The 13,580-nt window shown below is 71.6% G+C and carries 11 protein-coding genes; 7 read left to right on the forward strand and 4 right to left on the reverse strand.

Annotated features, from left to right (window positions below; all coding sequences use genetic code 11):
* Positions 1-3: 3 nt before the first annotated feature.
* The gene (gene serC / locus IT371_19560; protein ID MCC6749872.1) at positions 4-1,077 is read left to right on the forward strand and encodes a 3-phosphoserine/phosphohydroxythreonine transaminase; all 1,074 of its coding nucleotides are present in this window, start codon (positions 4-6) and stop codon (positions 1,075-1,077) included.
* Positions 1,078-1,087: 10 nt separating this feature from the next.
* On the opposite strand, the gene IT371_19565 is transcribed toward serC, so the two are convergent.
* Positions 1,088-2,221, reverse strand: coding sequence for a serine/threonine protein kinase (locus IT371_19565; GenBank protein ID MCC6749873.1), 1,134 nt, complete (start codon positions 2,219-2,221; stop codon positions 1,088-1,090).
* 130 nt (positions 2,222-2,351) lie between these two features.
* On the opposite strand from IT371_19565, the gene IT371_19570 reads away from it, so the two are divergent.
* The 3 genes from IT371_19570 to IT371_19580 all read left to right on the forward strand — a co-directional run bounded on the left by IT371_19570 (position 2,352) and on the right by IT371_19580 (position 6,637).
* Positions 2,352-3,173, forward strand: coding sequence for a class I SAM-dependent methyltransferase (locus tag IT371_19570; protein ID MCC6749874.1), 822 nt, complete (start codon positions 2,352-2,354; stop codon positions 3,171-3,173).
* Positions 3,174-3,269: 96 nt separating this feature from the next.
* Positions 3,270-5,003, forward strand: a complete 1,734-nt coding sequence (locus IT371_19575; protein ID MCC6749875.1) for a hypothetical protein — start codon at positions 3,270-3,272, stop codon at positions 5,001-5,003.
* 113 nt (positions 5,004-5,116) lie between these two features.
* Positions 5,117-6,637: a glucose-6-phosphate isomerase gene (locus tag IT371_19580; GenBank protein ID MCC6749876.1), complete on the forward strand. Its 1,521-nt coding sequence runs from the start codon at positions 5,117-5,119 to the stop codon at positions 6,635-6,637.
* Between the two features lie 31 nt (positions 6,638-6,668).
* On the opposite strand, the gene IT371_19585 is transcribed toward IT371_19580, so the two are convergent.
* A complete protein-coding gene (locus IT371_19585) occupies positions 6,669-8,261 on the reverse strand; it encodes a hypothetical protein (protein ID MCC6749877.1) in 1,593 nt (530 codons plus the stop codon).
* Positions 8,262-8,354: 93 nt separating this feature from the next.
* Between IT371_19585 and IT371_19590 the strand changes: the two genes are divergently transcribed.
* Together IT371_19590 and IT371_19595 are read left to right on the forward strand one after the other, a co-directional pair.
* The gene (locus IT371_19590; protein ID MCC6749878.1) at positions 8,355-8,975 is read left to right on the forward strand and encodes a hypothetical protein; all 621 of its coding nucleotides are present in this window, start codon (positions 8,355-8,357) and stop codon (positions 8,973-8,975) included.
* Between the two features lie 13 nt (positions 8,976-8,988).
* Positions 8,989-10,209, forward strand: coding sequence for an MFS transporter (locus IT371_19595; protein ID MCC6749879.1), 1,221 nt, complete (start codon positions 8,989-8,991; stop codon positions 10,207-10,209).
* Here the strand turns inward: IT371_19595 and hemH are convergent.
* Together hemH and IT371_19605 are read right to left on the reverse strand one after the other, a co-directional pair.
* Entirely contained in the window at positions 10,181-11,236 is a 1,056-nt protein-coding gene (hemH, locus tag IT371_19600) for a ferrochelatase (protein MCC6749880.1), read from the reverse strand. The two genes, IT371_19595 and hemH, sit on opposite strands and share 29 nt — an antisense overlap.
* Positions 11,237-11,253: 17 nt before the next feature.
* Entirely contained in the window at positions 11,254-12,582 is a 1,329-nt protein-coding gene (locus IT371_19605; GenBank protein ID MCC6749881.1) for an NAD(P)/FAD-dependent oxidoreductase, read from the reverse strand.
* 158 nt (positions 12,583-12,740) lie between these two features.
* On the opposite strand from IT371_19605, the gene IT371_19610 reads away from it, so the two are divergent.
* Positions 12,741-13,577, forward strand: a complete 837-nt coding sequence (locus IT371_19610) for a metal ABC transporter ATP-binding protein (GenBank protein ID MCC6749882.1) — start codon at positions 12,741-12,743, stop codon at positions 13,575-13,577.
* Positions 13,578-13,580: the final 3 nt, after the last annotated feature.

Raw genomic sequence — 13,580 nt, forward strand, 5'->3', positions numbered from 1 at the left:
GTGATGAACTTCAATCCGGGTCCAGCGGCCCTGCCCCTCTCGGTGCTCGAGGAGGTGAAGGCCGAATTCCTCGATTTCGCTGGCACGGGGATGTCGATCCTCGAGGCCAGCCACCGCGGCAAGGAGTACGAGGCGGTGCACAACGAGACGCAGGCGCTGCTCAAGGAGCTCCTGGGCCTCGGCGACGATACGCAGGTGCTCTTCATGGGCGGCGGCGCGACGACGCAGTTCGCGCTGGTGCCGATGAACTTCCTGGCCAAGGACAAGAGCGCGGACTACCTGGTAACGGGGGCCTGGTCGCAGAAGGCGGTGAAGGAGGCCAAGCACTTCGGCACGCCGAACATCGCCGCGAACACCGAGGAGAACAAGGTCTTCTTGCGCATCCCGCGCGCCGAGGAGTGCCGCTTCACCGACGGCGCGGCGTACGTGCACCTGACCTCGAACAACACGATCTTCGGCACGCAGTGGCAGTGGTGGCCCGAGACGCGGGCGCCGCTCGTCGCGGACATGTCCTCGGACATCCTCTCGCGGCCTTTCCCGGCGCAGCGCTTCGCGCTCATCTACGCCGGCGCGCAGAAGAACCTCGGGCCGGCCGGTGTGACGGTGATCGTGGTGAAGAAGGACTTCCTGGCGCAGGCGCGCGAGGACCTGCCCAGCCTGATGAGCTACAAGGCGGTGGCCAAGGAGAACTCGCTCCTCAACACGGCCCCCTGCTTCCCGATCTACGTGGTGGGCAAGACGCTCAAGTGGCTCAAGGGCAAGGGTGGGCTCGTGGCGATGGAGAAGGAGAACCAGGCCAAGGGGAGCCTGATCTACGGCGTGCTCGACGCGCACGCGGGCTTCTATCGCGCCCCCGTCGAGAAGGGGAGCCGCTCGCTGATGAACGTGGTCTTCCGGCTCCCGTCGGAGGAGCTCGAGGCCAAGTTCGTCTCCGAGGCCAAGGCCGCGGGGATGGTGGGCCTGAAGGGGCACCGCTCGGCGGGCGGGATCCGCGTCTCGACCTACAACGCCGTGCCGCTCGAGTGGGTCAAGGCGGTCTCGGACTTCATGGTCGAGTTCGCGCGGAAGAACGGATAGTCCCCGCCGCTCAGTAGACCCCGCCGGCCCGGCTCTCGGGGATCGTCTCGAGGAAGGGGGAGGTCGGCGGCTCGTTCGGGTCGGGCACCGCGGCGCGGATCTGGGCGCCGGGGGTGCCCGCGCCGAAATCCACCTGGATGCTGATCTCCTCGTACTCGTCGGTCTCGAAGTCCCCGCGCGGGATCTCGGGGGCGCTCGCCTCGCGTTCGGGTCGCGTCACCACGTCGTAGGGATCGAACGAGGGGTCGGCGAGCAGGCGACTCACGAGCGCCGAGAGCGGCCGGCGACCGGAGAGGGGCTGGGTGGCCCCCGCGGAGAGCTCGGCGCCCACCTGGCCGAGGTGCGGATAGCGGTCCTCGGGGGCGGGGCCGAGCAGGCGCGCCACCACCTTCACCAGCGGCGTGGGCCGGTCGCCGCCGAGCGAGCCCGTGGGGATGTCGCCTTCGCGCATCTTCTTCCAGGTGCCGCTCGTGTTGCCGCCGCGGAAGAGACGGCGACCCGTGAGGAGCTCCCAGAGCAAGATGCCGAGGCCGAACTGGTCGGCGCGCGCGTCGAGCGTCGTCGCGCCGCGGGCCTGCTCGGGGGACATGTAGCCCACCGTGCCGGCGATCTTCCCGCCGAGCGGGGGCGGGTCGTGCCCGTCGAGAAAGCGGGCGATGCCGAAGTCGATGAGCTTGGCCTGCCCGTCTCGCGTGAGCATCACGTTCTGGGGGCTCAGGTCCAGGTGCACGAGGGGGGTCGGGCACTCGCGATGCAGATAGTCGAGCACCGTGGCGAGCTGATAGGCGAGCGCGAGCACCGCCGACACGGTGAGCCGCACCTCGAGCTGCGCCAGCCGCCGCATGAGCGCCCGCAGCGTGCAGCCGTCGACGAGATCCAGGGTGAGGAAGGCGCTGCCGTCCACCACGCCCATCTCGTGGCACGCGCAGAGGCTGTCGTGCTCGAGGCGCGAGAGGAGCCCCGCCTCGCGCACCACGAGCTGCACGAAGGCGTCCTCGCCGATGAGCGCCGGGTTGACGCGCTTCAGCGCCACGGAGGGCGCGCGCGTGGCGCCGCGTCGGCCGACGCGGAAGACCTGCGAGAGGCGTCCGCCGCCGATGCGCTCCATCAGCCGGAACTTGCCGAAGTGGGCCGGCAGGTGCATTCGTCTACAAGTATACGACAGGCCCTGGCCCGTCCGAAAAGTTGCCCTGGTCAACGACAGACCACCGACGGTCGCGAGACCGTGGGCGGGTCCCTATCACGACCGCTCGCGAGGCGCTAGAGTGGCTGCGATGCCGTCCCGCTGGAAGAGCATCTCCTTCACCGCGCACTACACCGGACAGGTGTGGGTCCGGGCCGGAATCTCGGGCTCGGAGGCCTTCGACACCGCGCTCGGCCGGCTGCTTCGCGGCGCGAGCGTGCCGGTCTTCGCCCTGGGCCGCCGGCTCGGCTATCCGTCCCTCGAGGAGCTGATGCTCCAGCGGCACCGCATGATCGATGCGCTGGTCGAGGAGCTCGCACCGGCGCAGCTCGTGGAGCTCGCCGCGGGCCTCAGTCCGCGCGCCACCGCGCTGGCGGCGCGTCGAGGCATTCCGTGTCTGGAAGCCGACCTGCCCGACATGGTGGCGCTGAAGCGCGAGCTCCTCGGTGAGAGGCGTCCCGCGGGGCACCAGCTCGCGGCGCTCGACCTCTTGGCGAGCCGGGACTACGCCGCGGACCTCGGGACGGCGCTCGTGGCGCGCGCTCCCACGGTGGTCGTCACCGAGGGCCTCATCACCTACTTCTCGCTGGCGCAGCAGGAGGGCATCTTCGCCCGGGTGGCGGCGCTCCTCCGGCACTGTGGGGGAGGAACCTACCTGGCCGAGGCCTACCATCGAGAGCTCGAAGCGGGCCTCGGGGTGGCGGCGCGCGTGGTGCGCTGGGGGGTGCACACGCTCTCGCGTACCCCCGAGGCGACCCAGATCCCCAATTCAGCCACAGGGGTGGCCATGCTGCGGCGCGCGGGCTTCGACCGCGTGGCCCTGCATCGGCCTGCCGATTGGACCGCGCGGCTCGGGCTCCCCCCGCCGAGCGTGGAGGCGGGCCTCGTGGTCTACGCCGCCTCGGTGAGCTGAGGCACCGACCGGGGGAGCGCGTGGCAGCGCTCCGACCGCGGCGTGACTCAAGCGGGCCTCCACCCGGTCGATGATCCGAATGGGAGCCGGAGCATCATGTCGCAGCTCATCGAAAGCGGAGCCGCCGGGCCGGCGGAGGACGGAAGGGGGGCGGGGATGGGGCTCGCGCGCCGCCTGGGACGCTTCGCCGATGGGTTTGCGCCGCAGCGGGCCACGCCGACGCACGAGCTCGTGGTGCGCGTGCGCGTCATCGTGTTCTCCTGTTTCGGCATGGCGGCCGCGTCGCTCGCGCTGCTGCCGAAAGCGCTGCACATGCCCGAGCCCCATCACGCGACGGCATGGACCCTGGGCCTCGCGGGCCTCTTCGTGGGCGGGCTTCCCGTCCTCATGCGCTACCTCGGTTCCGCCCGGCTGGCGGCCACGCTGATGCTCGCCGCGCAGGTCGTGGCCATCGGCGCCATGACCTACCTCAACGGCGGGCTGGTCTCCGCGGCGCTGGCCTGGGCCTTGCCGGCCCCGCTCATGGCGGCTTTTCTCCTCGGCACGCGGGCCGGTGCGGTGGCCGCGACGGTGATGCTCGCCATGGTGAGCGCCTTCTTCGCGCTGCATCGCGTGGGCGTGACGTTTCCGCAGCCGAACTCCGTCTCGGAGCTCCAGTGGTGGCACTTCGCGGGCTTCTCGTCGGCGACGGCGTTCGTGCTGGCGGTGAGTCTCCTCTTTCTGCACGAGCGGCGGCGGGCGGAGGCGAAGCTCGAGGGCGAGGCGCGCTTCGCGGCCGAGAGCCCGAGTCCCGTGCTTCGCGTGGATCGCGAGGGCCTGATTCTCTACGCGAACCCCGCCGCCATTGAGCTTCTCCGGTGCTGGTCCCGGGGGGTCGGCGACCGCCTGCCCGAGGCGATGCTCAAGGAGGTCCGGCGCACCTGGGAGATGAGCCGCGTGCGCGTGGTGGAGTGCGCGTGCGACGGGCAGACCTACGAGGTGGCGATCCGCATTCTCGCCACCGAGGGCTACGCGAACCTCTACGGCACGAACGTGACCGTGCGCAAGGCCATGCAGGATCGCCTGGCCCTGTCGGACCGGCTGGCCTCGCTCGGGACGCTCGCCGCCGGCGTGGCGCACGAGGTGAACAACCCGCTGACCTACGTCGAGACCAACCTGTCCTTCGTGCGCGAGATGCTGGCCGGCGCCGCCCCGGAGCTGCCGATCGGAGACGCGACCGCGGCAGAGCTCGTGCAGGCGCTCGCCGAGGCGGGTCAGGGGGCCGAGCGCGTGCACCGCATCGCCCAGGACATGAAGCTCATGGCCCGCACCGACGACGTGGTTGAGGGGCAGGCCGACCTGCCCGCGCTCCTCGACAGCGCGTTGAACGTGGCCGGAAACGAGGTCAAGCACCGGGCGCGGGTCGTGAAGCGCTACGGCGAGACGCCGCCCGTGAAGGGGAGCCCGGCGCGGCTCGGCCAGGTGATGCTGCACCTCGTGCTCAACGCGGCGCAGGCCATCGAGGAGGGCGCCCCCGAGGACAACGAGATCACCCTCACGACGCGGGTGAGCGAGACCGGCCGCGTGGTGGTGGAGATCCAGGATACCGGGCGTGGGGTGCCCCCGGACGTGCTGAACCGCGTGTTCGACCCCTTCTTCACCACCAAGCCGCAGGGGCAGGGCCTCGGCCTCGGGCTCTCGGTCTGTCACGGCATCGTGACCCAGCTCGGGGGCGAGCTCTGGCTGGAGAGCGGTTCTGATCAGGGCACCCGGGCGGTGGTCATGCTCCCGGCGGCGTCGCCCGAGCCCGCCGAGCCCGCGACCGCCAGCGGGTCGCAAGCCGCCGCGTAGCTAGCTTCACCCACGTCAAACCCTGGAGTTTCCGCGCGTCGTCGGGCACACTCGGTCCCGTCGTCCAGTTACGTGGAAGTCGGAGCGGCACACGCGGTCGAGGGAGGAGATCTGTGAGCAAGACGGTTGCGCTTTACGAGTACGCGGAAAACGGCAGCATCGTGCGACAGCGTCAGCGGGGCGCGGGGGAGCGGCAGCCCTACGGCGCGCCGGCCTTCGCCGAGCAGAATCGCGTCACGCTGGACCTCACCTACCTGCTCGAGGCGCCGGGAGATCCGCACCCCGTCACGCGGGCGGAGCTCGACGCGATGGTGCCCGAGGTGCTGGCGGTGCACCGCGCCCTCACGGAGGGGCGCGGGAACTTCCGCGATGGTGACGTGCCGATGCTCGGGTGGCTCCATCTGCCGGAGCGGCTCAGCGCCGAGCACCTGGAGCACATCCAGAGCGTGGCGGCGGACCTCTCGTCGCGTATCGACGCCTACGTGTCGCTCGGCATCGGCGGGTCGTACCTCGGGGTCGAGGCCACCGTGCAGGCGCTCAGCCACACGCACTTCAACCGACTGAGCCGCGAGGAGCGGGGCAACGCGCCCGAGATTCACTTCCTCGGCCAGAACATGGACCCCGACCACTTCCGCGACACGCTGGATCTTCTTCGCGGCAAGCGCGTGGGCATCAACGTGATCTCCAAGTCGGGGACCACTACGGAGACCGCGCTGGCCTTCCGCGTCCTGCGGCGGCTGCTCGAGAACATCCACGGAGATCAGGCGCGGGACTTCATTCTCGTCACCACCGACGCGAAGAAGGGGGCCCTGCGCCTGCTGGCCGAGCAGAAGAAGTACGCGACCTTCGAGGTGCCCGACGACATCGGCGGTCGCTTCTCGATCCTGAGCGACGTGGGGCTGGTGGGCATCGCGCTCGCGGGCATCGACATCGGCGAGTTCGTGGCCGGCTTCGCCGTGATGAAGCAGCGTACCGACGTGGACGACTTCTGGGCCAACCCGGCGCTGGTTCACGCGGCCGCGCGCACCCTCTGCCACCGCAAGGGCAAGAAGGTGGAGGTGGTGGCGACGAACTCCACCGCGCTCTACCACGTGGCGCGCTTCATGGAGCAGCTCTTCCCCGAGAGCGAGGGGCACGACGGGCACGGGATGTGGGTCTCGCCGGCGCTCTACTCCGAGAAGCTGCACGCCAACGGTCAGATGGTGCAGCAGGGGGAGCGCAACATCCTCGAGACCTTCCTGCGCCTCGAGGAGCACAACTCGAGCGTGTCGATCCCGGTCGACCCGCAGGACCTCGACGGCTTCAACTTCCTGCCGGCGGCGGGGCACGACCTGGCGTACATCAACCAGCTCGTGGTCGACGGGCCGGCCTACGCGCACTACCTGGGCGGCACGCCGAACATGACGCTGAACGTTCCCCGGCGGAACGCCTACTGCCTGGGGCAGCTCTACTTCCTGCTCGAGCGCTCCGTCGCGGTGAGCGGCGCGCTGCTCGGCCACAACCCGTTCGTGCAGCCGGGGGTGGTGGCCTACAAGAACGCCATCTTCGCGCTGGCCGGCAAGCCGGGCCACGAGATGGAGGGGCAGGCCATTCGCGACGCGCTGGCCGCGAAGCCGCGCCTCGTCGTCGGGTAGCCGGCCCCTCGGGGCCGGGCGCGACGTTAGATCAGCTCCCGCCGAAGAGCAGGGCCGCCCCTGCGGGGTCGAACTCCGCCCGGGGGAGCATTTCGCCGTTCTGGAGCACGCTGCGGAAGACCTCCTCGCAGACGGCCTTGGTCGTGAGAGGCTGCCCGTCCTTGGCCACGATGCAGTTCGCGTAGCAGTCGCTGAAGGCGAGCCGCGTGAAGCGGCCCAGCACCACGGCGCCGTCGGTGAGGTCGAGCAGCAGGTAGCCCGTGGCCTGGATCGCGCTCCGATAGGCGCAGCTACCGAAGTCCAGGTTCGAGGCGTACGCCCCCTCGAAGAGCGCGAGCGCGCGCTTGCCGTCGGGGGAGAGCTCGAGGTCCTCCACGGTCAGGCTCTTCGGCACGGAGACCCAGTTGAGCAGTCCGTCGGGCGAGGTCGGGGTGGAGAGGCCGATGGTGATGCCGGGCGGAACGAAGGTCTTGCGCAGCGCGCGGAGCTCGTTCGCGCCGGGGAAGCCCGGGTGCGACAGGTCCACCACGACGGCTTGCCCGCGCAGCACCCGGTCGGCCTCGTCGGGGGCGCGGCCCATCGCCACCAGGCTGCTGTCGGTGATCGCCAGGTCGTACGGGGAGGGGACGGGGAGGACGGGCTCGAGCGCGCGGTCGCCGGTCACGCGCGAGATGGCTCCCTTGCACGGGCTCGCCACGAGGAGCGCGCCGTCGCGCGGATCCACGGCCACGTCGGCCAGGGCCTCGTCGAAGGAGAGCGCGGGAGGGATGGCGCCGTAGGGGCGCTCCGCGAGCTGGACGCGGACGAGGCGACTCGAGGCGGGGCTGGCGCAGCCCTTCCTCGGGTCGGTGCCGTCGAGGAGCACGTGGAGGGACCGGCCGTCGGGGGCGAAGGCCAGGCGCCGCGGAAGTCCCTCGCCCACGCCGACGGGGACGACCTCCACGGGGCTCTGACTCAGATCGACGAGGCTCAGGCTGCCGGCGGTGCCGTTCTGGTGGGCGACGGCCACGAAGCGACTGTCGGGGCTCACCGCTGCGGCGAGGCCCGGCAGGGGGAGCGTCGCCGCGGCCGGACCCGGGCTATGCGTCCCCGTCGGGATGAGGTGCAGCGTCCTGCCGGCCACGGCGGCGAGGAGTTTGCCGTTCGCCGTGCCGGCGATGCGCCCGACGCCGGGGAGAGGGAGCGTGCTGAGTTCGGTCGCGCCGCGCGCGAGCGCCGCGGTGTCCACCGCGCGGAGCTGGTCGCCGCCCGCCACGTAGGCCACGGGCTTGCGGAAGGCCAGCTTGTAGCTCGACTCGCCGGAGGCGGTGACGAGGACGTCGCGCTGCAGCCCGAGGCCGATCATCTGCCCGGTGGCGGCCTCGGCGGCGAGTCGTAGCTCGAAGGGCTCTCCGACGGGGACGTTGCCGACGGGGACCTCGGGGCCGGTGGCCAGCGCGGCGGTCTGGGTCGTGGTTCGGCCTCCGTGGGTCACGCGCAGCGCGAACCGGGAGAGGCGCGGGTCGAGCATGGGATTCAAGCTGGGCGTGCTCGAGAGCTCGAGCGAGATGAGCAGACGTCCCTCGCCGGCGCAGGCCGCGAGCGTCGGGAGGGCGAGGAGCAGGTGCCGGAAGGTTCGCACCATGGGTAGATCCTTGACCGCAACATAGCACGCGCGGAGGCGGTATAATCCTGGGCGCCCGTCCTCGCAGCGACGGGCTTTTCGAGGTTCTTCCGCTTGATGCGCGTCGCCTGGCCACTCTTTGTCCTCGCGCTTCTCCCCGGCCTCGCCGCCTGTCCCGGCGAGGGGGGCCAGCAGGAGACGGGCACGCAGTGCTTCGACGGCAAGGACAACGACGGCGACCAGAAGATCGACTGCGACGACGCGGACTGCGCGGCGCTCGCCTTCTGCAGTACCGGGCGCGACGGCGGGCCGAGCTGGCAGGATGGCGGACGGCAGGACCTCGGAGGAGCGGACAGCCGCGGCGACCGCGGGACCCGGCTCGACGGACGCGCACCCGACGTGGGGAAGCCCGACGGAGCTCTGCGGGACCAGGGCAGCACCTCGAGCTACGGGCAGCGCTGCACCTTCACCGGCAAGGTGGCGCCGTGCCCCGACGGCAAGACGCAGTGCATCCCCGCGCCCAAGGGGGGCGCGTACTGCAGCTATCCCTGCTCCGGCATCGGGGCGGTGTGCACCCAGCCGGGTCCGGCCGGCAGCTTCTCCGTCTGCATGCTCGAGATCTCGGGCAAGCCGTACTGCGCCTTCTACTGCCGGCTCCCCGACCGCACGCCGACGTGCCCCGACGACCTGCGGTGCTACACCGTGAGCTCGCTCGAGGCGCAGTGCTGGCCGTAAATGGACTGAGCGCATGAACGAGCAGCAGCCCGAGTCTGTCGCGAGCGCGGCGCCGTCGGCCACGGCGTGGCGGTCGCGGAACGTGGTCACCCTCGGCACGGCGAGCCTCTGCACCGACGTCGCCTCCGAGATGGTGATGCCGCTCCTGCCGACCTTCCTGCAGCGCGAGCTCGGCGGGGGACCCGCGGTGCTCGGGCGCATCGAGGGGACAGCGGACGCGGTGTCGAGCGTGCTCAAGCTCTTTGCCGGGCGCTGGGCGGACCGCCTCGGGCGCAACGTTCCGCTGATCGTGGCGGGGTATCTCATCGCGTCGGCGGCGCGGCCGCTGGTGGCGCTGGCGCGCGTGCCGTGGCACGTGCTGGCGGTACGCGTCGTGGACCGCGTCGGCAAGGGGATCCGCACGAGTCCCCGGGACGCCTTGATCGCGGCGTCGGTGCCCGCCGCCCAGCGGGGGCGCGCGTTCGGCTTCCACCGGGCCATGGATCATACGGGAGCGGTGATCGGGCCGCTCGTGGCGGCGGTGCTGCTCTCGCTCTGGTCGGCCGACCTGCGGAGGATCTTCGGCTGGGCTGCGCTTCCCGGGGGGCTAGCCGTGCTGGTGCTCCTCTTCGGCGCGCGAGAGGCGCCGGCGCCAAAGGCGAGCGGCGGGTCTGCGGGAACGGCGGACGAGCCTCTCGACGACCCTCCGGACGGGCTCGCGCTGGTGCGCCTGCTCGTGCCCATCGGGCTCTTTGGCCTCGGCAAGGCGAGCGACGTCTTCCTGCTGGTGAAGGCCAGCGCGACGCGGGCGCCGCTCCTCGAGCTGCCTTTGCTGTGGATGGTCTTTCACCTGGTGAAGGCGACGGTCTCGGTGCCGGGGGGGCAGCTCGCCGATCGGATCGGCGCGCGGGGGACCATCGTGCTCGGCTGGCTCGTGCACGCAACCGTGTTCGTGGCCTTCGCCTTCGCCGAGGCGCAGTGGATGATCTGGACCCTCTTCGTGGTGTACGGCGTGCACCACGGGCTCACCGAGGGGGCGGAGAAGGCGCTCGTGGCGAGCCTCGCCCGCACGCGGCGGGGCACGGCCTTCGGCTGGTATCACCTGACGGTGGGGTTGATCGCGCTGCCCGCGAGCGCGCTCTTCGGCCAGCTCTGGGACGGCTTCGGGCCGCGGGTGGCCTTCCTCGCGAGCGCGGGTCTGGCTGCGGCGGCCGTTCTCGCGCTCGTCACGCTGGTGCGGGTCCGGCGTCCTTGAGCCAGCTCGCGTGTTCCCGCGCGATGGTCACCACCGCATCGGCCCAGGCGTCGTGCGCGTTCAGCGACGAAACCAGCGTGAGCTCCTCGCCGCCGGCGGCGCGGAAAGTCTCGGCGCCGCGTAGGCCGAGCTCCTCGAGCGTCTCGAGGCAGTCGGCGACGAAGGCAGGGCTCAGCACGGCCAGGCGCCTCACCCCTTCCTTCGCGAGCGCGGTCAAGACCTCCTCGGTGTAGGGGCGGATCCAGACCTCGCGCCCGAGGCGGGACTGAAAGCTCACCACGCGCTGCTCGGGAGAAAGACCCAGTCGCTCGCCGAGGCGGGCCGCGGTGGCGAAGCACTGCGCGCGGTAGCAGCTCGCGTTTGCGGGGCCGAGCTCGGCGCAGCAGCGCGCGTCCTTCAGGCAGTGCGTGCCCGCGGGGTCGGCCTTGCGCAGGTGCCGTTCGGGCAGCCCGTGGAAGCTGAAGAGCACGCGTTCGGGTCGGGCGGCGTCGAGGACCGGGCGAGCCACGCCGGCGAAGGCCGAGATAAACGCGTCGTGGTCGTGGAAGGCCGGCACGACCTGTAGCGAGGGGATGGTCCACAGGCGGCCGAGGGCCTCGAAGACGGCCTGCAGCGAGGAGCCGGTGGTGGCCGAGGCGTGCTGCGGGTAGAGCGGAAAGACGACGATGCGGTCGATGCCGGACGCGGTGAGGCGCTCGAGGGCCGCCGGGATGGAGGGCTGCCCGTAGCGCATGGCGAGCTCCACCTGCACCGCCTCGCCGAGCCGCGCCTGCACCTTCGCGGCGAGATCCTGGCCGTGCACGAGGAGCGGCGAGCCACGTTCGGTCCAGATCGCGCGGTAGGCGTGGGCGGAGAGCTTCGGTCGGCGCGGCAGAATGAAGAGGTTCAGGATGAGCCAGCGCTTCCACGCGGGCAGGTCGAAGACGCGCGGGTCGGAGAGGAACTCCTTGAGATAGGCGCGGACGGCCGCGGGGTCGGGACGTTCCGGCGTGCCGAGGTTGACGAGCAGAAGGCCGACGCGAGGCATGGGGGGAGCGCTCCGGGTCAGGGGGCGGGTTTCGAAGGGGGCGGCGCGGTGTCCGACGGCGGGCCGGGCTCCAGGCGGTGGCCCGTGATGAGGCGCGCGCCGCGCTTGTAGGTCAGATAGGACCAGATCCAGGTGAAGAGCACGACCGCGCGATTGCGAAAGTCGACGAGAAAGAGGATGTGCACGAAGAGCCAGGTCAGCCAGGCCAGGAAGCCGCGCAGCTTGAGGCGCCCGACCTGCGCGACGGCGGCGCTGCGGCCGATGGTGGCCATGCTCCCCTTGTCCACGTAGCGGAAGTGCGGGCGCGGCTGCCCCTCGAGCGCGGCCAGGAGCGCGCGGGCCACGAAGCGGCCCTGCTGCAGCGCGACGGGAGCGAGACCCGGCAGCGGTGCGCCGTCCTGATGCAGGAAGGCGGCCATGTCGCCGATGGCGAAGACCTCCGGGTGTCCGGGGAGCGAGCAGTCGGGCTCCACGACCACGCGCTGGGCGCGGTCGAGCGGGACGCCGAGCTGGGCCACGAGCGGCGTCCCCGAGACGCCGGCGGCCCAGAGCACGGTGGCCGCGGGGAGGTGCTCGAGGTCGAGGTAGACGCCCGTCGCGTCGACCTCGCGGACGAGCGCGCCGGTGCGCACCTTCACGCCCAGGCGGTCGAGCTGCTCCACCGCGGCGTCCGCCAGTTCCTCGTCGAAGCTGGGCAGGATGCGCGGCCCGCCCTCGAGGAGGAGCACCTGCGCGGTCGTCGGGTCGACGCGGCGGAAGTCGCGGGCCAGCACGAAGCGGGCGAGCTCGCCGAGGGCGCCGGCGAGCTCCACCCCCGTCGGGCCGCCGCCGATCACGATGAAGGTCATGAGCTGGGCGCGGCGCGCGGGCTCCGGCTCGCGCTCGGCGGCCTCGAAGGCCAGGAGCACGCGGCGGCGGATCTCGACCGCGTCGTCGAGGTCCTTCAGCCCGAGGGCGAAGCGGCTCCACTCCGCGTGACCGAAGTAGTTGGTCTGCGCCCCGGTGGCGAGCACCAGATAGTCGTAGGGCAGGCTCCCCTGGGTCAGCCGCACGCGGCGCGCAAAGAGGTCCACGCCGCGCACCTCGTCGAGCAGCACGCGCGCGTTCTCCTGGCGCCGGAGCACGGAACGAATGGGGTAGCTGATATCGGCCGGCGAGATGCCCGCCATGGCCACCTGGTAGAGCAGCGGCTGGAAGAGGTGGTGGTTCGTGCGGTCGATGACCGTCACCTCCACGGGACGCCCCGCGAGCTCGCGCGCGGCGGTCAGCCCACCGAAGCCGCCGCCCACGATGACGACGCGGGGGAGTCGAGCGAGCGTCGGGCCGTGCGGGGGAGCGTGTGTCATGGAGCTGGCGCGACTGTAGCGCCGGAGCAGGCGCGAGTCGATCATGCGGCGTGGCCCGGTCATGCGGCGTGGCGCCGGGGAAGGGCATGGACCCCGACGGAAACCCGTGCCAGAGTCAGGTTACCCCCGAGCCGTAGCGCGCGCGGCGGGACCGAGCGATGCACGAGCACCACGGCCACGATCACGGTCACCATCACGAACCCGACGAGGAGCGGCACGATCCGAGCTGCCCGTCGGAGCAGCGGTGTGGGCACCTGCACGAGTCGGCGGGCGAGCCGCTCTTCGGCTGCGAGGGGCTGATCGTCGGGTTCGGGAGCACGGCGCTCCTGCCGGCGGTGGAGCTGACGCTGCGACACGGGGAGCTCTGCGCGGTGATCGGTCCGAACGGCTCGGGGAAGACCACGCTCGTGCGCACCCTGCTCGGGCTCCAGCCGCCGCTCCGCGGGCGACTGCGCACCTACTGCGAGGGGCGCTGCGACATGGCGTACATCCCGCAGCGCTCGGAGCTCGACCCCATCGTGCCGCTCCGTGCGCGCGACGTGGTGGCGATGGGCGTCGAGCGGGGGCAGAGCTTTCTGCGTCCGTGGCTGCCGCGGCAGGACCGGCTGCGCATCGACCACGCCATCGCGGAGATGGAGGTCGGTCACCTCGAGCGGCGGCTCTTTCGCGAGCTGAGCGAGGGGCAGAAGCAGCGGGTGCTGATGGCGCGGCTCATGGCCAGCCACCCCGAGCTGGCCCTTCTGGACGAGCCGACCGCCGCGATGGACCCGGTCGCGCAGCGGGCCACCTTCGAGCTCATCGACAAGCTGCGCCGCCAGCACGGCATGGCGGTGCTGATGGTCACGCACCACCTCGAGCCAGTGCGCGAACGGGCCGATCAGGTGCTCTTTCTCGACGGCGACCGGCAGGTCGTGCTCGTGGGGCCGCCGGCGGAGGTCTTCGCCCATCCGGCCTTCGAAGCCCGCTACGGCCAGGTCGGAGCGCCGGTGGCGTAGAAG

The organism is Deltaproteobacteria bacterium (genome assembly GCA_020848905.1).
Taxonomy (GTDB): Bacteria; Myxococcota_A; Polyangia.

Coding starts and splice junctions, on each gene's coding strand:
- IT371_19595 (MCC6749879.1), top strand. CDS start 8,989: ATGAACGAGCAGCAGCCCGAGTCTGTCGCGAGCGCGGCGCCGTCGGCC.
- IT371_19570 (MCC6749874.1), top strand. CDS start 2,352: ATGCCGTCCCGCTGGAAGAGCATCTCCTTCACCGCGCACTACACCGGA.
- hemH (MCC6749880.1), bottom strand. CDS start 11,236: ATGCCTCGCGTCGGCCTTCTGCTCGTCAACCTCGGCACGCCGGAACGT.
- serC (MCC6749872.1), top strand. CDS start 4: ATGAACTTCAATCCGGGTCCAGCGGCCCTGCCCCTCTCGGTGCTCGAG.
- IT371_19610 (MCC6749882.1), top strand. CDS start 12,741: ATGCACGAGCACCACGGCCACGATCACGGTCACCATCACGAACCCGAC.
- IT371_19585 (MCC6749877.1), bottom strand. CDS start 8,261: ATGGTGCGAACCTTCCGGCACCTGCTCCTCGCCCTCCCGACGCTCGCG.
- IT371_19605 (MCC6749881.1), bottom strand. CDS start 12,582: ATGACACACGCTCCCCCGCACGGCCCGACGCTCGCTCGACTCCCCCGC.
- IT371_19575 (MCC6749875.1), top strand. CDS start 3,270: ATGTCGCAGCTCATCGAAAGCGGAGCCGCCGGGCCGGCGGAGGACGGA.
- IT371_19565 (MCC6749873.1), bottom strand. CDS start 2,221: ATGCACCTGCCGGCCCACTTCGGCAAGTTCCGGCTGATGGAGCGCATC.